The organism is Pseudoalteromonas sp. DL2-H2.2 (assembly GCF_021532535.1).
Taxonomy (GTDB): domain Bacteria; phylum Pseudomonadota; class Gammaproteobacteria; order Enterobacterales; family Alteromonadaceae; genus Pseudoalteromonas; species Pseudoalteromonas rubra_A.
In genome coordinates this window covers 563,261-582,572 of record NZ_JAKGBD010000002.1, presented here as the reverse complement: position 1 = coordinate 582,572, position 19,312 = coordinate 563,261, and the positions used below count along the sequence as shown (strand labels likewise).

The 19,312-nt window shown below is 50.1% G+C and carries 13 protein-coding genes; 10 read left to right on the top strand and 3 right to left on the bottom strand.

Annotated elements, in window-relative coordinates; genetic code table 11:
- Position 1 precedes the first annotated feature (1 nt).
- Positions 2–454, top strand: coding sequence for a group I truncated hemoglobin (locus L1285_RS05240; RefSeq protein ID WP_235411251.1), 453 nt, complete (start codon positions 2–4; stop codon positions 452–454).
- Here the strand turns inward: L1285_RS05240 and L1285_RS05235 are convergent, their stop codons facing one another.
- Positions 455–1,264 (bottom strand): FkbM family methyltransferase, encoded by an 810-nt coding sequence (locus L1285_RS05235; protein WP_235411250.1) that lies wholly within the window; start codon positions 1,262–1,264, stop codon positions 455–457.
- A 116-nt stretch (positions 1,265–1,380) separates the two neighbouring features.
- Positions 1,381–2,400 carry a glycosyltransferase family 9 protein gene (locus tag L1285_RS05230; protein ID WP_235411249.1) on the bottom strand — a complete coding sequence of 340 codons (1,020 nt, stop codon included), beginning with the start codon at positions 2,398–2,400 and terminating at the stop codon, positions 1,381–1,383.
- 95 nt (positions 2,401–2,495) lie between these two features.
- Here L1285_RS05230 and L1285_RS05225 point away from each other — a divergent pair, with 95 nt between their 5' ends.
- A complete protein-coding gene (locus L1285_RS05225; protein WP_235411248.1) occupies positions 2,496–3,332 on the top strand; it encodes a sulfurtransferase in 837 nt (278 codons plus the stop codon).
- Here L1285_RS05225 and L1285_RS05220 read toward each other — a convergent pair.
- Positions 3,329–4,510, bottom strand: a complete 1,182-nt coding sequence (locus tag L1285_RS05220) for an ROK family transcriptional regulator (protein ID WP_235411247.1) — start codon at positions 4,508–4,510, stop codon at positions 3,329–3,331. The genes L1285_RS05225 and L1285_RS05220 overlap by 4 nt on opposite strands.
- A 294-nt stretch (positions 4,511–4,804) precedes the next feature.
- Here L1285_RS05220 and L1285_RS05215 point away from each other — a divergent pair, with 294 nt between their 5' ends.
- The 8 genes from L1285_RS05215 to L1285_RS05180 all read left to right on the top strand — a co-directional run bounded on the left by L1285_RS05215 (position 4,805) and on the right by L1285_RS05180 (position 19,283).
- Complete coding sequence (locus L1285_RS05215) at positions 4,805–5,890, top strand: substrate-binding domain-containing protein (RefSeq protein ID WP_235411246.1); 1,086 nt, start codon at positions 4,805–4,807, stop codon at positions 5,888–5,890.
- An 8-nt stretch (positions 5,891–5,898) separates the two neighbouring features.
- Positions 5,899–6,867: an ABC transporter permease gene (locus L1285_RS05210; RefSeq protein ID WP_235411245.1), complete on the top strand. Its 969-nt coding sequence runs from the start codon at positions 5,899–5,901 to the stop codon at positions 6,865–6,867.
- Positions 6,860–7,633, top strand: coding sequence for an ATP-binding cassette domain-containing protein (locus L1285_RS05205; protein ID WP_235411244.1), 774 nt, complete (start codon positions 6,860–6,862; stop codon positions 7,631–7,633). The genes L1285_RS05210 and L1285_RS05205 overlap by 8 nt, the downstream gene beginning before the upstream one ends.
- Positions 7,634–7,788: 155 nt before the next feature.
- Positions 7,789–9,387, top strand: a complete 1,599-nt coding sequence (locus tag L1285_RS05200) for a glycoside hydrolase family 3 protein (protein ID WP_235411243.1) — start codon at positions 7,789–7,791, stop codon at positions 9,385–9,387.
- Between the two features lie 166 nt (positions 9,388–9,553).
- The gene (locus L1285_RS05195) at positions 9,554–12,157 is read left to right on the top strand and encodes a TonB-dependent receptor (protein ID WP_235411242.1); all 2,604 of its coding nucleotides are present in this window, start codon (positions 9,554–9,556) and stop codon (positions 12,155–12,157) included.
- 552 nt (positions 12,158–12,709) lie between these two features.
- On the top strand, positions 12,710–14,884 hold the full coding sequence (locus tag L1285_RS05190; RefSeq protein ID WP_235411241.1) for a carbohydrate-binding protein: 2,175 nt from the start codon (positions 12,710–12,712) through the stop codon (positions 14,882–14,884).
- A 162-nt stretch (positions 14,885–15,046) separates the two neighbouring features.
- Positions 15,047–16,507 (top strand): KAP family P-loop NTPase fold protein, encoded by a 1,461-nt coding sequence (locus L1285_RS05185; protein ID WP_235411240.1) that lies wholly within the window; start codon positions 15,047–15,049, stop codon positions 16,505–16,507.
- On the top strand, positions 16,500–19,283 hold the full coding sequence (locus tag L1285_RS05180) for an NACHT domain-containing protein (protein WP_235411239.1): 2,784 nt from the start codon (positions 16,500–16,502) through the stop codon (positions 19,281–19,283). Before L1285_RS05185 ends, L1285_RS05180 begins: the two co-directional genes overlap by 8 nt.
- Positions 19,284–19,312 lie beyond the last annotated feature (29 nt).

Below are 19,312 nucleotides of genomic sequence, written 5' to 3'. Positions count from 1 at the left end.
GATGGTGAAGAGACTAACACGCAATGCCAGTCGTGTGCTGTATGGCCTGATTTTACTATTGGCCAGTATCGGATTAAGTGGTTGTCACTCTGCCAGCCAGCCCACTTTGTATCAACAGATAGGCTGTCAGCCTGGGTTGGAACGTCTGGTGGATTTATTTATTAACCAGATAGGGCGCGATAAAGCCATTTTACCTTATTTTGCCAAAGCCAATGTAAGCCACTTCCGCCAGGGCTTTATCACGCACTTATGCGACACCCTGGACGGACCCTGCGACTATCAGGGCGACTCTATGGTACAGATCCACACCGGCATGCAGATCACCGAAGCCGACTTTAACCGTGTGGTTGAGCTGCTGATCAATGCCATGACTGAAGCGGGCATTGCCTACACCACGCAAAATCAGATCCTGGCCAGGCTGGCACCCTTGCGTGGTGAGGTGATTAAGATCTGATTATTCGAACGCTAACGAATAATCTGGCTTTTTAGGGTTATTTGGAAAGTCGAGCCCTGCAACCGGATAGGAATGGGTTGAAGCTTGTGCGTCTGGCATCAGGGTTTTATTGATAAAAGTGATTTCTACGGTTTCGGGAAAGTCGATGGTGTCGACGTATCTGCCATAGTTGTTGCCGTGAATATGTACAACATGAAAGCGCTCAGACATCGCTGCAATAAACTGATTGAAGTGCTCTGTATGCGTATCCAGATGATGAAACTCGGCAGCAACCACATTGATGCGGTCGGCATGCTTACACAGGTCATCAATCACCTGATATTCAGCCCCTTCAATATCCATTTTCAGGAAAACCGTGTCTTCCGGCGTCCCACAATGTTGCTGAATGAGCTCATCCAGGCTGATATCCAGCTGGCCTGAAGTCTTGCTAACACGGCGTTGTAAATGGCTATTTTTACCACGGAAAAAGCTGTAAAAGAACACGCAGTTTAACAAGCGCGTCCAATATTTTTGGCGTTTATCATGGCGAAACAGCAAGGTGTTGAGCAAAGATTTAACGCTATTTTGCAGGGTTTTACGAACAATAAAGCCAAGTCCGACGGTATAGTCCACCCCCACCACCCGGCAATCCGGGTTGAGTGCCTGAAACTCTTTATCAAACTGCCAGTCATCATTGATACCCAGCGACAGTAAAACATCAGTCTCTTTTATATGATTTTTTGGGACAACATATCCACCATCAAATTGGTTGCCCATACGGATGAGATTCGAACATTGCTTAGGGTGTAGTGCATGCTTGTTAATTGACATGTATGTATTCCGTTTATTCCTTTTTTGCAAACAGAATAGTAGCGACTGTGGATCTGGTATACAAGCACAAAGACAGAAGAGGATAGAATATTCGGTGAAGTATTAAATGTTTCTCGTTAGGTGTCGTGACTTTTACCAAGCATCTGGCTGAACTGTTGTGCAAGGTCCTGAGGTTGTATCGCACAGATAATTTCCGCCTCATTAAGACTTGTTGAGTGGCTGGTGATGGTGCGGCACAGCGGTGTTAATGGCGCAACCAACGAAAAAGGCGATGTGCCCAGACCTGCCAGCGCCAGTGTTGGCACTTTGCATGCGGCAGCAATATGCATCGGGCCGGAATCTATGGTGATCATGGCATCCATGGCTGCAATGGTGTCGACTAACTCGCCCACAGAGGTTTTGCCCGCCAGGTTGGCTACCTGAACTCCCTCTGCGTCTAGCAGCTGTTTGAGCTCTTCCATATCTTGCTGTTCGGATGGATCCCCAAGCAAGTAAAACCGGGTGCTGCTTTGCTGATGTATTTTAAGCAGCGCCTGTGCAGCTAATTCTGCGGGATAGTGACGGGTGCCTTTGTTTTTACCACCAATGTAAACCCCCGTCGCGTGCGACTGATCCTGTGTGAGCGGCAACGTTTTTGCTTTGAGCCGGGGCAAAGCAAATTGCTCGAACGGCTTGCCATGAATGTCGTTCACCAGACGGCAATAGCGAAATAGATAGTGATGGCAATGATTGAGCTTGAGGGAGTGTGACAACAGCGGAGTGCGGCCGTTTTGGGCATATCCGGCTACATAGCGGATCCTGGCTAGTTTACAAAGTACGGCATCGGTGAGCGAGCCGCGAAACAACACCGCCATGGAGAAGCGAAAAGCTCTGAGCGTTTTGGCAAAACCAAACAAACTTGCCTTTTCTTCTGCCTGATGCCTGGCATCATCGAGTAATTCAAACTCATATCCATGTGCCCTTTGCAGCACCTCTCGCATATAAGGGCGCACCAGCAGATAGATCTTATTCCCCGGATACAATTCATTGAGCAGCGCGATGGCTGGCAACGTATTGATGGCGTCGCCAATATAGCGGGGCAGGACCACTAAGATGGGGCCACTCAAATGGTGAGGAGCTATAGCTTTTATGGACATGGATATTCTTGTTATAGGCACTAAAGCAACCTAGTATAACCAAAGCTTGTGAACAAAATCACCTTTGTACCTCAATTTAAGCAAAAGTTAACATTATGAAAAACATCAAAAGTTGTCACTGGTTACTGAACAACCTCGATCGAGTGGTCATACTCGATTGTGGTATGCTCAAAGCCGGGACAAAAGGAAATTACGAGCCGCCGGGGATCATTGCCGGGGCAAAACGATTTAATATCAGCAAAACGTTTAGTGACCCCGATGGCAGGTTTCCCAGCACAATGTGCAGTGCCGAGCAATTCCAGCAAGGCGTCAGAGAGTTGGGGATCAGCCAACAGGATACTGTGATTGTGTACGACAACTTTGGCTTGTTCAGTGCCGCCCGTGGTTGGTGGATGTTTAAGGCCATGGGGTTTGAACAGGTGTATGTGCTGGATGGCGGTTTGGTTAAGTGGCTGGAGCTGGGCTTACCACTGGCAGCTGAGTATGCCCATACAAGCGAACTAGGTGATTTTGTTGCCAACCCCCAAACTGGTTATTTTATTGATAAAGCTGCGGTGCTGGCGGCCATAGACGACCCCGAGGTACTATTACTTGATGCGCGCAGCCCGCAAAGGTTTAGTGGTCAGGAATGCGAGCCCAGAGCAGGCATGCGCAGTGGCCATATTCCGGGCAGTGCCAATGTGCATTACGCCAGCGTGCTGGATGATAGCGGTTTGCTAAAACCCAAGGCGCAGTTACGGGCGCTGCTGAGCGAAGCGGGTGTGACCAGTCAGGCCTTGCAGTTCAGTTGTGGCTCCGGGATCACCGCCTGTATTCTGGCCATGATTGCCGATGAATGCGGGTTTTATCCGTTATCTGTTTACGATGCGTCCTGGAGTGAGTGGGGGCAAGATTTGGACGTGCCGGTCGCAACCCTTACCCCCGAAAATTAAAACACCAGTTCCTGAAGCTCGCTGGGCTGATTGAGTGCAGGCAGATACAAAGTCTGCATATTTTTGGCACTGAGTGCACTGTGCAGCGGTAAAGTGGCAATGCCCTTGAGGGCGATATTGGCAACGTCCGGGGTTTTGACCAGGCGCACCACCTGGCGTTCGCCAAACTGCGCGATGGAGGGAATAAACGGGCGCAGTTCTGAGGTCAGCTTATCCAGCAGCCAGTCATTAATGTCGCCGCCCAAAATTATGGTCTGGGTATTGAGCAAAGACTCCAGGCTGTGAATGGCGATCCGCATCGGTTCGGCGGCCTGTTCAAGCCACCGCTCTATCACCGGGTGCTCCTGCAACTGATGGTGCAGCTCTTCAGTACTGCAGCCCGGGCGTCCCAGGCTCTGTTTAAGTGCACTGAGCGACGCAAAGTCATTAAGCCTGCCCAGCTCAGCGGTGTCTTCATCGGTTTCCGGAGTCACAAATAGCTCACCCAGCGCGCCGGTCAAACCATTTTGACCGAGCAGGATCCGCCGCTCGTAAACCACAGCCGACTCCACCTGATTGCCCAGATGGACATAGACAAAGCTATCCAGCAGCCGTGCTTCACCAAACAGCATTTGGTAACTGGCACAGGCAGATGCGGTGCTTTCCAGCGCGACGGGCACAGCTAGGGTATCCGCCAGTTGTTGCTGAAGCTGGCGGTTGTGAGCAAAAATCTCGACGCCTTTGAGGTGGCTAAGTTGTACCGACAAACCACAACCCAGCACTTGGGTAACGCTCAGGTTTGCGACGGTCAGTAACGTGTCTATCAGGTATTGGATCTTATCGAGCAAGACGTCGTTGCTTTCGAGCCGGGTGTGCAAGCGGTTAAGCAGCTCGCCATTGAGGTAAAATAAACCGACTTCCAGTTCGCTATCAACAATGCGCACCGCCAGCGTATACGCGGCCCTTTTATTCAGCACCAGCATTTTCGAGGGCTTACCTGCGCCTTCGGATTTCTTAATGCCCGTTTCTTCTACCAGCTGCACGCTCAGCAGCTCTTCAACCATATTGGTAATGGTTTGCTTGGTCAGCTGGGTATTGCGGGCAATCTCAACACGGGAGATTGGCCCCTGTGTGACAATCTGAGAGAGTACAAGACGCAAATTTATCGATTTATTCTGTTTTGCGTTGGAGCCTTTCAATGTATTCGCCTTACTATTTGAATCTGATGTTGGGGCTGTATTGTGATATCGCCCCAGTGATTGTGCCGTATGTACCTGCTTATACAACACATTATCCCTGAACTAAGCCGATCATCTTACTCGATCATGAGACTAAACCGAATAAAAAATAATTAGTCAAACTAATTGACATAAATCACTTGTTGGCCGAATATGACTATAAATACAACAAAACTGATCCTAAATGCCAGTACAAAAACGGCGGCTAGGGTGTTCGTAAGTGCGAATTTTAATAATCAACAGCAGGATCTACTTATGTCTACAGGAACTCAGATGAAGGGTCATCGTCGTCGGGCGTGGCTGAGCGGGATGTTTACCGCTGCTGCGCTCTGTGCAACGCCGATGAGCTGGGCGGCACAAAGTATCGACTGGAGCAAGGCGGCAAAATCCAGTGATATCCACCTGAGCGAGCAGCAAAGTGAGGCGATTAAATCAAAAGATTTGACTGCTGCACTGGTCTGGCACGGTGCCAGTCCCTGGGTTGCCGCAGTATCGCGCGGGGCACGTGCCGAATTCGAAAAGTTAGGCATTAAAGTAGTGGCAGCAACCGATGCTCAGTTCGATCCTGCCAAGCAAGTGGCCGATCTGGAGAACATCGCGGCACTTAACCCCGATATTATTTTGTCTTTGAGTGTTGATGGTGTCAGCACTAAGCAAAGTTATGCCAGGGCGATAGAGCGGGGCGCCAAACTGGTATTACTCAGCAACCCCATTCCTGGTTTTGAACAGGGCAAAGACTTTGTCGGCATCGTCACTGATGACATGTTTGGCATGGGCAAGGCGGCCGCCGACCTGACGGCGGATGCGCTGGGTAGCAAAGGTAAGATAGGCATGATCTATCACGATGCCAGCTACTTTATCACTAATAATCGCGATAACGCGTTTCGTAAAGGGCTAAAAGCCTACCCTGAACTGGATGTGATCATTGAAAAAGGTTTTATCAAAGAGCACGAGACCAGTAATGTGGCAGCGGCCATGGTGTTACAGCACCCGGAGCTTGAAGCCATCTATGTGTCCTGGGATGCTGCCGCTGAAGGCGTGGTAGAAGCGCTGCGCTCGCTGGGCCGACGCGATATTAAAGTGATCACCCATGATCTGGGCGTTAATAACCTGCTGGATATGGCCATGGGTGGCAACGTCTATGGCACCATTTCAGACCGCCCCTTTGATATTGGGCAAACCATGGCGCGGCTGGGTGCGGCTTCCACACTGGGCTTACCGGCACCGCATTTTACCCTGGTGCCGTTTGATACCGTGAAGCGAAACAACATTGCACAGATCTGGCAGCAGGCGTTCCAGTCGCCTGTGCCCAGGCTCCTAAATTTAGCGTTAAAACAATAAGGAATACCATGAGCGTTAATCAACTACCCTTGCAGCAGCTCAAGTTGCTGGCAGTAAAACGAGAGTTTTTTATCTACTATATATTCCTTGCAGTGATGCTGATTTTTGCCGTCGCACTGCATGACACGGGCTTTTTTAGCCTGACCAATTTTATGAATATTGTGCGCCAGACTGCACCCATCACCGTGATGGCGGTCGGGCTGACCTTTGCACTGGCTGTGGGTCATATCGATTTGTCGATTGGCTCTGTGGTGGCCTTATCGGCGCTGGTCGGGGCATTGCTACTACAACATGTGGGCATTCCGCTGGCGGTACTGGGGGCACTCAGTGTAGGCCTGGTTGTTGGCCTGATCAACGGCTTGCTGATTGAGCGGTTGCAGGTGTCGTCCTTATTGATCACCTTAGGCACTATGGGGGTGATCACGGGCTTATCGCGCCAGCTGACTAACCTGGAGTCTGTGCCAATCATAGATCAAACCTTTACCGCGTTTTTTGGTGCCGGTGAATTGTTTGGTATTCCGTCTTTATTTATCTGGACCCTGGTCATTGCGGCACTGGGTTACGTGGTTCTGACTAAACTGGCCTTTGGTAAGCACTTACTTGCGGTAGGTGGTAGTCCTAAAGCGGCATTGGCTATGGGGATTAAGGTAACTCAGGTGCGTATTTACGCGCTGGTTATTTCTTCCATGGCTGCGGCACTGGCGGGACTGCTGTACGCAGGCCGTCTGCACGGGGCGCGTTACACCCTGGGCGAGGCCGACCTGCTGACGGTTATCGCAGCCGTGGCAATTGGCGGCACCAGCCTGTTTGGTGGCCGCGCCTGTATCATAGGGGCCATTCTGGGCTCCTGGTTGATGGGCATGATCAACAATGGCCTGATCTTGTCTGGCTTTTCCACAAATGAACAAATGATAGCCCGCGGCGCGATATTGATTGTGGCAGTGGCAATTGGTGTCAAGGAGTTGAAAAATGGTTAGAAGTGCATTGGATCAAATCGCCCTCGAAGTCAGGGATGTACACAAGCGCTTTGGCGGCGTTCACGCCTTGAAAGGGGTCAGCTTTACCATCAATAAAGGCGAAGTAGTCGGCTTACTGGGCGACAACGGTGCGGGTAAATCCACGCTGGTGCGTTGTATCTCAGGGATCCATCCACCCGATGAAGGTGCCATCCTGGTGAATGGTCAGCCAGTTCATATCGATTCGCCGCTGGCGGCACGCGAGGCCGGCATAGAAACCGTGTTTCAGGACCTGGCCATGGTGCCTGAGTTTGATATCACTGAAAACCTCTTTCTTAATCGGGAGATCCTGCACAAGAACCCGATCTTACGTCGACTCGGCTGGCTGGACAAAAAGGCCATGGAGAAACGGGCGAAGAAAGCCCTGAACCGACTGAACAGCCGTATTCCAAGTTATCAGGAGCAGATCCACCGTTTGTCTGGTGGTCAGCGCCAGGCGGTAGCCATTGCCCGTGCCGTGAACTGGGGGGCCGACATTGTGATTATGGATGAGCCAACGGCCGCGCTGGGGGTGGAACAAAGTGCTCAGGTCAATGAGTTAATCAATGTGATCAGCTCGCAGGGCGTTGCGGTGCTGCTGATCAGCCACAATATGCAGCATGTCATCGAAACCTGCGACCGCGCCGTGGTGTTGTATCAGGGCCAGTCGGTTGCGGATGTGTCGGTCAGTGATGTGACCAAAGAAGATCTGGTCGGACTGATCACCGGGGCAAAATCCGCCGCGTAAAGGCACTTGCTCGCCGCACAGCCGCTCTTGGTCGGCTATTAAGGCGAGTTTGATATACCTGTGAGGTGCCAGATAGGCACCGCGTTAACCCGAACCCATTTTAAATCGGCGCACTGGCGCCGAGGGCTTTGTTTTGCCAAAAATCAGAGGGCAGTATGGATATTGAAAAGAAAGTAGCACAGCTTATCGACACACTTTCTGTTGAAGAAAAAGTCGGGCAGCTGTTTGTTCTGGCATTTGCCGGAGAGGATCGCGACTACGCTAAAACCTTGGTCAAGGAGCGCCATATCGGCGGCTTTTACATCACCGATGACAATGCCGCGAACCCCACCAGTGCCGCCCAACTGGCACGCGAGTTACAACACGAAGCCTCGCTGAGAGCCTGCGATGCGCCTTTGTTGCTGGCTGTTGACCAGGAAGGTGCCTGGGGGATCCTGACTCAGTATACCGATCTGGGCCCTGGTAATTTGGGCCTGGGCAAGGCCGATAATACGGCCCTTACCGCCGACATGTATCAGGTGTTTGCCGAGCAGATGCAGGAAGTGGGCTACAATACCTTGCTGTCACCCTGTGCCGATGTGAATGCCAACCCGGATAACCCCATTATTGGCCTGCGGGCCTTTGGCGAGCAGAGCCATCACGTTGCCCGGCATGTTGCGGCGGCGGTGCGCGGTGTACAGCGCAGTGGCAGCCTGAGCTGCGCCAAACACTTTCCGGGCCACGGCGATACGCACAGCGATTCACACCAGACCCTGCCGGAAGTCGACAAGTCTTTGCAACAATTGATGCGCGAAGACTTATTGCCTTTCAAGGCGGCGATTGAAACGGGCGTACCGCTGATCATGACCAGCCACATTCGTTATCCGCAGATAGACCCCGATTATCCGGCAACCCTGTCTGCGACCATTTTACAGGGCATCTTGCGCCAGCAGCTGGGCTTTGAGGGACTAATCATCACCGACAGCATGAACATGTGGTCGATGCGTAAGAATTACGCGCCCGCAGAGGCGGCGATTTTGGCATTGCAGGCGGGCGCCAATCTGGTGATGCTCAGTGAAGAACATTACGAAAACAGCACTACGCCTTATAAGGCCATTCAGGCACAAACCATTGATGGCGTAGTGGCTGCTGTGAAGCAAGGTAGCCTGCCTGAGTCTGTCGTTGATGCCCGTTTGCAGCAGGTACTGGCCTTTAAATATCAACATTTTGCTGCATCGTTACATACCGCGGCCAGCGTGCTGGAAAGCGCCAATGAACTGGCGCGTGAAGCGGCAGTGGCGGCCATTCGGGTGGTGCGTAACGAGCGCCGGCAATGGCCACTCGAAGGCCGGGCATTTACCCTGGCATTTGCCGCAGATCCCAAAGGGTACGACAACATAGTCAACAGCCGGGGAATAGGTCCGAACGACCCGAATTCGGCGCGGGATGTGATCCTTTCTACACTTGCTGAGCGCGGACGGGAATACCGGCTGTGGCAACATGATCAGCTGATGGCGGCGTTACAGGCGCCGACTGAACCGCTGGCAGAGCCTCTGGTGCTGATAACAGAAGACTATCCCTTACCCGGCGAAAGCTTCGATGTGGTGGCGCAGCAGCAACGTGTTCAACAGGCACTGCAAAAGTGGCCCGACAAAGTCATTGTGATTGCCATGCGCTCTGACTACGAAATAACGCAATATGCTGATTTATCGACTTATGTTTGCGCCTACTCAAGCAGAGCAGTCAGTGCCCGCGCAATGGCTGAGCAACTTTAAACAGATCAGAAAAACGAAATAATAAGTGCTTGACAATTAGTCAAAATGATTTAATAAATACTTAGTAATTCAATTTTACTAATAAAAAATGACAGTTTAATAAAAACACAAGCCTGTCGACTCACTGGGAATGAACGGCTTGGGAAAAGGCAAAGGGGAGAAGATCATGAAAAATCAGGGCTCAAAGGTAAAAAGCAGGTATCTGAACAGTTATCTGAAATCCAGTTATGTCGCAGTCTGTGTGGCAACGGCGCTGTCTGGCATGTCATTTGGTGCTGCGGCAGAGCAGCAGGAAGGGGCGAATCAGGCAATGGAAACCATCGAAGTCAGAGGGATCCGCCGCAGCCTCACCGAGGCGCTTAACACTAAGCGTTTTGCTAACTCGGTCGTTGACTCGATTTCGGCTGAAGACATCGGCAAGTTCCCGGATAAAAACATCGGTGATGCGATGCAGCGTATTCCGGGTGTGACTGTGGTCAGAACCTTTGGTGAGGTCAGTGGCGTAACTGTTCGTGGTACTGCACCGGAGCACAGTATGGTACTGCTGAATGGTCAAAACGTAGCCAGTGTTGGCTGGTTTGACTTAGGCGGGATGAACCGTAGCTTTAACTTTGAGATGCTTGCATCTGAGCAGATCTCGGGCATGGATGTCTATAAGTCGGTAGAGTCGGACATCAACGAAGGCGCAATGGGTGGTACGGTGAACCTGAAAACCCGTAAGCCACTGGAGATGGAATCGGGCACTGTGTTTGCGTCTGTCGAAAATGCCTACCACAGCAACGCCGAAGACTGGTCGCCGGCCTATTCTGGCCTGGCGAGTTGGAAAAATGACCAGGAAAACTTCGGTATCCTTGTTGCTTACTCCAATGAAGAGTCGAAAGTATATCGTGAAACCTTGTCCACCTTCGGACCGCCGGGCGCAACCGAACTGGAAGACAGTGCGGGTATTGTAAGAAAAACCTCTTGCTGTGCCTCATCGATTATCTTTGACGAAGACAGGGAGCGCAGCAGCAGCCAGATAAGTGTTCAGTACGCGCCCAGCGATGCACTGACGCTAAGCCTGGATTACAACCTGTTCGAGCTGCAAAACGACCACATTAACTCGGCGATGTTCGCCATTATGAACTCAGGCACTTTACAGAGCGAAACCGTCAGCGTTAATGAGCAGGGCATAGTTACCGGTGCCACCGTGCGCGCATCGGGCCCAGGTGGCGCGCCACTATTTAATAACAGCGTACTGCGCACACCTGATATGCAGTCGGATGTACTTAACTTTACAGCCAACTATCAGGCTGATGCCTGGTCGGCAGACTTTGTACTGGGCCAGTCAACCGCCGAAGGCCGTATCGGTCAGACAAGTACCTGGTGGGGCGACATTACCGAGCGTGCTAACTCAGGCTTTTCTTACAATGTCGATGGGCCGCTTGAATTACAGCCAGTTAATTCAGACTACCTGAGCAGCCACGATAATTTAGAGCTGTTCCACGAATACACTTACATCAATTACGAACGCGACAATGAAATAGACTATATCCAGGCCGACTTCACCTTTGAGCTGGACTCGCCGGTGATCACCTCTATTCAGACGGGGATTAAGTTTCAGGAGCAGGTCTTTTCTTATCAGGAAAACAACCAGGATCTGAGCGTAGATGCTATCCGTGAAGGGGGCGAGCGACTGACGCTGGGCGACTTTAACGGCGGATTTGTTTCAGGCCTGCACAGTGCCGAGGGGCGCGCCGGCAGCCTGTCTTCTTTCCCGATTGCGACCCGTGGTCTGTGGGATTACGCGCGCAACAATGCACCTGGCACTGTCACGGTCAAAGATGCCTTCTCTATTGAAGAAGACATTGCCGCAGCCTATGTAAAGGCTAATTTCTCGGGTGAAGGGTTCCGCGGTAACTTGGGCCTGCGTGTGGTGGAAACCGACATTCTCTCCAAAGGCGAAATCAATGGCGTGAAAGGGGAAGTGGACAAAACCTACACCAATTATCTGCCAAGCCTGAACTTAGCCATCGACCTGACTGAAGACATGATCTTCCGTTTTGCCGCCGGTTCAACGGTATCGCGCCCAGATTATGATGACATGAAAGTGGCCGACATTATTTCCCAAAGCTTTAAAACGGCGAACGTAGGTAGTCCGGACTTGGACCCGTATAAGTCTGATCAATACGACATGGGGGTTGAGTGGTACTTTAACCCGTCATCTGTGTTGGGTGCCACCTTGTTTGTGAAGAACATCAGTGACTACATTGAGCAAACGACCGCCGCTGAGTTTTATCCGGGATGTGGTGAAGGGTGTCTGGTAACGCGTTCACGTAACGTGGGCACGGCCGATGTACGTGGTATTGAGTTGCAATATCAGCATGCATTTGAAAACGGTTTTGGGGTGCAGGCAAACTACACCTATACCGACAGCAGCCGCACCGACTCGACCGGCAAGGAAACACCGATTGAGGAAGTATCGAGAAACTCCTACAACCTGTCTGGTTACTACGAAAATGACCTGTTCAGCGTGCGCCTGGCGTATAACTACCGTGATAACTGGGTCAGACAGCTCAACGGCAGTGGCCTGGACAGCTCGAACGATGCCTATGATCAGGTTGATGCCTCTGTAGTCTGGCATGTAACAGACAACATAGACGTGTCACTGGAAGCGGTTAACCTGCTCAACGAAGCTCTGGTACTAAGGCAGCCAACAGCTGGCAATATCGTTCATGCTGTGGATGAATTTGGTACCCGTTACTTTGTCGGTGCCAGCATTCGCTTCTAACAGTCGCTTTTAACACCGACAGAGCGCACGGTTGCCCGTACCGTGCGTTAACCTAATAAAGGAAGCCCTGGCTTCCTTTAGGCCAGTTTGGTTTTAACTGGTCAACCTGTGCACAAACAGGCAAGGATGATTGCTCTGGTGCATGGGAAAGGGTGCAGCATTGAATTCACTGCTATTTTTTGCAGGATGATGTGATGCACCCACACTTCTACTCGGTTAAGGCAAGTTTGCCCGGCTTGCCTTATTTCTCTGCTTTTCGCCCTCATTTGTGCATGAAACCTTATTGTAATAAATTTTGTAAAAACAATTGACTTATTATTTGGTCAACGCTAGCTTGTATATTAGTTGAGCAAATAGAAATGCCCGTTTTGTGTGTGATGCAAGATAGGTTAGCTCACTACCTCAGCGATATGAACCCGGTATAGATAATTCATGCGGGTTTATTGGTAGGCGGCTTCGGGTTGGGCTGCGGTTGTTCATTAAAATTGTTGCTCTGATCGGGTTGATATGGCTGGGTTTGTTTCGATTAAAAAAATAATGAGGAAACACCTAATGAAAGTGAAAATGACAGGATGTGCAGTGGCCGTAATGTTAAGTTGTTCCGCGTCGGCGGGCACCGGCGTACAGGACTTTTTGGACAGCTTAAGAAACTTCGAATCGGGTATTAACCCTGCGCTTGCAGATTTTTACCTGGAGAACCTCGATAACCCGGTTTACAAGTATGCCAAAGTCTCAGCGCCGGGACGCATGATCCGGGATTGTTCAACAGGCAGCATGATCCCGGAGCCTACCACCATCAATCAGTTCTTCACTAAGCTGGGCATTGATGGCTTTTACAATGCGCAAACCCCCAATGACCCCGACATGTTCAAGACGATGCAGTATAACTCCATGAACGCATGGGGGTTTGTGGGGTATCAGCTGGGTGAAGCGGTACTGATTGATGCCGGTTACTACAGCCCGAAAGTCGTGACTGTGGATGGCACTGAGTACGACAGCTTCTATGTGTTTGTGGAAGACAGCACCTGGATTGGCTGTAAAACCGAGGCGTTGGTGGAAATTGTCGGCTCTGGTGGCAACAAAATTCAAGCCACCGACGTTAACCGCTGGGAAGGCACCTTTGTGGGCAAAAACGGCGTCAACTCGTTTGCCGATCTGCTGATCCCGGATAATCAGGAACTGGTGATGCGCGATGCCATGCGCTTTAACTATGGCGTGATGACCCAGCTACTGACTGCGGCCAACATGACCTGGGAGCAGGCGCTGACGAAAAGCTGGCCGGGCAAAGACGACAACGGCAATCCCATCACAGTTCAGGCGACCATGTCGGGTTTGCTGGCTGCGGCCCACCTGCGCGGTGCCTGGGGCACGGCACGTTTGTTGACCAAAGATGAGATCACCTGTGACGAGCTGGGCACCTGTATCACCAAGTACGTTCATAAATTTGGTGGCTACAATACTATCTTCGACACCCCGGCGGACGATGTCATTGAAGGCTCTAAATACGATGAAAAACTCTCGGCAGGCTGGGGTAACGATTTAGTGCTGCCAGGCGGTGGTGCAGACACCATTGAACTGCACGAGCAAAGTGGCTCTGTGACCACAGTGCGCGATTTCACTGTAGGCGAAGACCGCATTATTCTGCGCGACTGGCAAACGGCGGCACCGCTGAGCAACCTGTCTGTGTCGGATGTCCCTGCTGGTGCCGAACTGGCGTTTGCCGGTCAGCGTGTGGTACTCGAAGGCGTATCGGCCGCGGCTGTGAACGTGAACACCGAAGCGGTGATCGCCCAGTCGGATATTTATGAAATTGCCTGGTCAGGCAAGCAAACTGTAACCGGCTTCAACCCTTCGCTTGATAAAATTCGTGGTACTGCGGGCATTGGCTTTAAGCACCTCAAAGCCTATGAAACAGACACAGCACTGGTTATCGGTGTGCAGGCCAAAGATGGCGGTATTTATAGCTCGGTTGAACTGGTTGGCCTGACGATTGCTGACTTAACACCGGAAATGTTCGACAACGTGACGGGTGGTTATGACCGTCTGGGCTTTATCGTGCCACTGAATAGCCAAAACTGGGGCTGGAATATGGCACTGACGGTGAACAGCTTTGATCCGGCCAAAACCGTGATCAGCATGCCACTGTTCAACTACAGCTTCTCCATGTTGATCCTGACGCAGGAAGGCGCGGATACGGTGATCACACTGGATGAGACAGCCTCAAAAGGCGATCAAAAGCGTTTGGTACTGAAAAACACCGATGTGAACAGCCTCAGCGCGGCCAACTTCGATTTTGTCTCGGGTAACTTTACCGATGCAACCATTGATGTACCGGTATTCTATGACATCACGGCCACGGTTGTGGGCACGGGCGGCAGCATTTCACCAGCCCCGGATGCCAGCGGCGTGATCAGTGGCAAAGGCAACACCGACTTCACACTGACCTTTGTGCCAGACAGCGGGTATCGCGTTGCGACATTGAAAGTTGACGGCGTCAGCGTGACAGCGCAGTCAAGCTACACTTTCGTGGCACTGTCTGCAGCGCACAGCGTAGAGGTGACCTTTGAACCTGGTAACGCCTGCCCGGCGCCCTGGAATGCAAACGACATCTACACCACCGGCGATCAGGTGACCTTTGAAGGTCAAACTTACCAAGCCAAATGGTGGAACCAGGGCAATAACCCAGCCTCATTAGGGCCTTGGGAAGCAATCGAAAACTGCCAGTAACCATCAATGCAGTAAAAGAAAAAAGCCATGGCACGCACAAGCGGCCATGGCTTTTTTGTCGCTGATTTTTAGAGCAAGTAATCAGGCTGGCTCAATGTATAGTTTTAACTAGGGGAATTCAGTAAGATAGCTTTTATCAATTACACTAGTAAGGAAAACTGAGTGACTAGCACCCGCCACAGCCACAACGATCAACCTACTCATATCCCGTGTGACAACCTGGGAACAACCGGATTTGTAAAAAATGTCACCTACGATATTAAGCACTCAGAAAGCCCCAAAACCATTGCTATCACGGGTTACTGGGGGAGCGGTAAAACTTCGTGTCTGGCGGCCATTTTTAATGAGCTGACGGGTATTGCGCCAAATGAGCTACAAACTGGCAGGCAAAATCAGCAAAAAGGCGCGGAATGTGTCGGGATCTGGTTTGAAGCCTGGCGTTATCAGCATGAAGCCTCTCCCATCGTTGCTTTGCTGCATTGCATTAAAAACCATTTTTCGACCGGCTCCAGGTTCATCAACAGTGTGGGTAAGCTGACCAACATCAGTGTATTGGGTGCCCTGACGGTATTTGATGGCGTTATCAAAACTGCGTCTATGGGGGCGTCTGGTTTTGACAAAATACAGAAAATGGGTGAAAAGTACGAAAAAGATAATCTGCTGAGCAGACTCGCTGCCGATCAGATCAATGATGCACTGACACAGGCGGTAGAAACGCTGATAGATGCAAAACGCAACAAGAGCAAAAAGCTGGTGATCTTTATCGACGACTTGGATCGTTGTGAGCCCGACGTCGCGTACAAGTTATTAGAAGGCCTGAAGCTTTATCTGAATATTCCTAATTGTACAGTGGTGATGGCCATCGATCAGCAACAGGTTGAGCGCTTTTTGCAGCGTCAGTTTATGACGCTCGTGCCAGAGCAACAAGCGGAGGCACAAAGCCAGTACAGCTATCTTGGCGTGGAATACCTGGAAAAGTTATGTCAGGAGGCCCATCGTCTGCCCGTCCCGAATCAAAGTCAGAAAGTGTCGTTTTTCATACAGCATTTGGAAGAATTATATCGGGATAATGGCGCTCCTCAGCTGGTTGTAGAATTGCAAAAGGTATTGGCGCAGTTTGATTGTTTACCCGCTAACCCCCGGCGTTTAAAAATGCTGGCTAACCGGGTCGCGGCTTATTTTCGTAAATGTAACTATAACGGTTTGGCGGGAGAGCTGGCGGATGCCAATGAATTTTACCGGGAGTTTAAGTCCATTGAGGCGCTTAAACGGGAATTTGTGTTGTCTGCCCTGGTGTTAATAGTGGCCAGCCTCAGTGTTAGCTACCGGCGCATTTATGAAAGCATAGAAATAAGCGAGAAAGCGGGCATGGATATCTATGATTTTTGTAAGGAAATCAAGAACGAGCAATTTAATAACAACAGTTCCGTATTTAAAGAGCTCAATAAAGATCATCATGATACCAGTATCAACGCCAATTATGAGCACCCCAGCGATTTAAGCGTTTTTAAACTGCGCTGTTTGTTTGATACAAAGAGCGGATTGCACGATAGCGCAGGTATAACACCGGCAATGCTTAGTGATATGATGCATCAGTTAATTCAGCACTATAACCATGGTTAGAACGATTATGCCCCACGCACCGACCACCTTAGATGCCGCGCTGCCAGCGTATCAGCCAGCGGAGACAGAGCAATTTATTGATTTGCATAAGTCGGCTCTGTATCGCTATCTGGATGAAATTACTAATCAGGAAGTTTATCTGGACAACCAAGGCCTGGAGCTGGACGACAGCGATGGCGATAAGGTGCTGGTGCATATTGACGAGCTCTATGTGGTGCCACACCTCAGCGAACAACGTATTTCACCGGAAGAGCTGGTGGAAGCAGGGGAGGAGCAACAAGCACTGGATAAACTGCCCCTGTGCAGTGTGGCCGAGATGCTCAGCACGCACCCCAGAGCGGTTATCCTTGGCGACCCCGGTGTTGGCAAAAGTACCTTGCTTAAATGGTTATTGTGCTCACTCAGTCACTGGAGTGATAACTATGCCCGGCGCCGTATCGGACCGTTATTTCCCCTGCTGTTACGGGCCCGCAATTTAACCGCCGACACAATTTTGCCCTGTGATAACGATGACTTTATTCAGCTGATCCTGCGCTTGAAGGGCAAGTCTTTGTCCGGATGTATTGCACGAGACAGTGAAGCATTCCAGGTGCTGAAAGAGAGACTGGCCTGTGGCCAGGTGTTATTGATGGTGGATGGCCTGGATGAGGTCTCCGACCGGGTAAAAGCCTGGCTGGCTGAACAAATCAAACAGCTTCTGAGTGATTATCCAAAAATCCGCCTACTGATGACCAGCCGTGTGGTGGGGTTTGAGCAGTCTCAATTTTGGTGTGAAGCCTCAGTGGAGAAGGCTCAGGAAGCAGGTTCAGTGGATGACTCTGCTACTGCTCAGCAGCGTTTTTTTAATGACTTCAATTCGAAGTTAAGACTTGGTCCTGACAATAACTCACAGCTACTAGCTAGTTTTGACACGTTTCCTGGTCCTGACGAGTACTCAAAGCTATTTTCTGGTCCTAACAAGTACTCAAATCTATTTTCTGGTCTTGACGAGTATTCAAAGCTATTTCCTGGTTCTGACAAGCTGGCAGAGGATATGTTGGCCAGCCAGAATACGGCGTTAAACTTGCCACAAACCCTCTTTCTGGTGCCTTTTCTGCCTGAACAAAGGCGCAGCTTTGTCAAAAACTGGTCCGAGAAATATCTGCCGCCGCAGCACGAAAGAAGGCTTGAGTTTCAGGAAAAGCTCGATGACGTATCGGGCAATGTTAAGCAAATCAATTTGCTGTCGCGTATTCCCGTGTTGCTGAATCTTATTTGCTTTATTCAGTGGCGGCGCGGCCAGCTGCCCGATGGCCGGGCGGAGCTGTACCAGCGCATTGTCGGCACTTATCTGGAATCCATGGATAAAGTGCGCAATGTGGCACCAGATTTTAATGACCATTATGACTATAAAGATATTCGCAACTGGCTGGGCAAACTGGCGTTTTGTATGCACGCCGGTGATCTTTGTCTGCCTGAGGACTCACTGGATTCTTTGTCAGGCGATGAAGAAAAACTAGAGGAACTACGTGAAGCTCTGCCCGTGATTGGCCAGCAGGATATGTTGCTGCAAATCAGCCAGACCGAGTTGGAGATGTTTCTGGCTCTTCAACTGACAGAAGTTATGTCGGTGCAGGATGCAAAACTCCAGTGCATTAAATTAATCGACTACTTAAAATGCCGCACTGGCTTTATTATTCCTAAAGGGCTGGAGCAAGGGCAAGAGCTGTATGGCTTTAGTCACCTATCGTTTCAGGAATACTTTGCAGCGTATTTTATTAGTCTGAATCTTGGGATGATTAAGGAAGAAAATAAGGAAGTGTATGAGCCGCTGGTTGCGAGTGTTGGATATGCAAACTGGGAAGAGGTTTGGCTGTTGGTTTTTGAAGAGCTCACTTTGCAAGGCAATAGCCGTAAACAACTGGATGCGGTTTTTAACAACCTTTTTGCTACTGTTCCTTTTATTCATAATCACTCTCCTTATACGCGAGCACGCATTGCTATTAATAGCGCAATAAAGCTATCTAAGCGGGTAAAGCAGGAGACTTATAAAAATCTGACGAAAGCTTTGCTTGAAGGTGAAATAGTTTACACCAATGTGGTTAGTCATATAACCAAGGAGTTTGTCAAAAACAGACAGCAGTTTACCAATATATTGGACGACCTACATATGTTGTGTGTTGATGAGTATTTAACTGATGAACCCTGGCCGTTGCCAATGAGTTTTTATGACAGAGTAAGCATAAACTATAATACCGCTCAGTTTGTGGAGCAATTGCCCGCATTTAAAACAGAATTCCTGAATTTGATAAATATTGATACCGATACGACATTGCCCTCGTTATTACAGTTTAGTGAGGTCTCAACGTTGGGTTTTTTTGTTGTAGGCGTCAGTGGGTTATGCAACTATTCTCATCTAGTGAACGTCGGTTGTGTCAGCGTGTACTTCGGTTGTCAGGCAGTGCAAAAGTCTTTGCTGACTTTGCCAAATTTGAAAGAGTTACGTTTGTCAAATGCAACTTTTGACGCTCTTCCGCAATATATGAAGGTTGAAAAATTAGCATTACTTGATTGCAAGGTAGATAGCTTTAAGGCTTTGGCCAACCTCCCTAGTCTGAAAGTGCTCGAGTTGCATCGTTTAAACGATATCAACGACAGTGACTGGACTGATTTGCTAGAAATTGAACAGCTAGAAAATCTGTATATTTTACACAGTCCAAATTCTTCGATAATTCCTGACAAATTGTTAGAGGCACTTGAAGTTAAGGGAGTAAAGGTGAGTATCGGGGCGTTGTAGTCAAGCATAGGCGCAACCAAATTGCGCCT

What these genes read in the sequence shown, in the direction of transcription:
- L1285_RS05240 (WP_235411251.1), top strand. Translation starts at nt 2, where the DNA reads ATGGTGAAGAGACTAACACGCAATGCCAGTCGTGTGCTGTATGGCCTG.
- L1285_RS05235 (WP_235411250.1), bottom strand. Translation starts at nt 1,264, where the DNA reads ATGTCAATTAACAAGCATGCACTACACCCTAAGCAATGTTCGAATCTC.
- L1285_RS05230 (WP_235411249.1), bottom strand. Translation starts at nt 2,400, where the DNA reads ATGTCCATAAAAGCTATAGCTCCTCACCATTTGAGTGGCCCCATCTTA.
- L1285_RS05225 (WP_235411248.1), top strand. Translation starts at nt 2,496, where the DNA reads ATGAAAAACATCAAAAGTTGTCACTGGTTACTGAACAACCTCGATCGA.
- L1285_RS05215 (WP_235411246.1), top strand. Translation starts at nt 4,805, where the DNA reads ATGTCTACAGGAACTCAGATGAAGGGTCATCGTCGTCGGGCGTGGCTG.
- L1285_RS05210 (WP_235411245.1), top strand. Translation starts at nt 5,899, where the DNA reads ATGAGCGTTAATCAACTACCCTTGCAGCAGCTCAAGTTGCTGGCAGTA.
- L1285_RS05205 (WP_235411244.1), top strand. Translation starts at nt 6,860, where the DNA reads ATGGTTAGAAGTGCATTGGATCAAATCGCCCTCGAAGTCAGGGATGTA.
- L1285_RS05200 (WP_235411243.1), top strand. Translation starts at nt 7,789, where the DNA reads ATGGATATTGAAAAGAAAGTAGCACAGCTTATCGACACACTTTCTGTT.
- L1285_RS05195 (WP_235411242.1), top strand. Translation starts at nt 9,554, where the DNA reads ATGAAAAATCAGGGCTCAAAGGTAAAAAGCAGGTATCTGAACAGTTAT.
- L1285_RS05190 (WP_235411241.1), top strand. Translation starts at nt 12,710, where the DNA reads ATGAAAGTGAAAATGACAGGATGTGCAGTGGCCGTAATGTTAAGTTGT.
- L1285_RS05180 (WP_235411239.1), top strand. Translation starts at nt 16,500, where the DNA reads ATGGTTAGAACGATTATGCCCCACGCACCGACCACCTTAGATGCCGCG.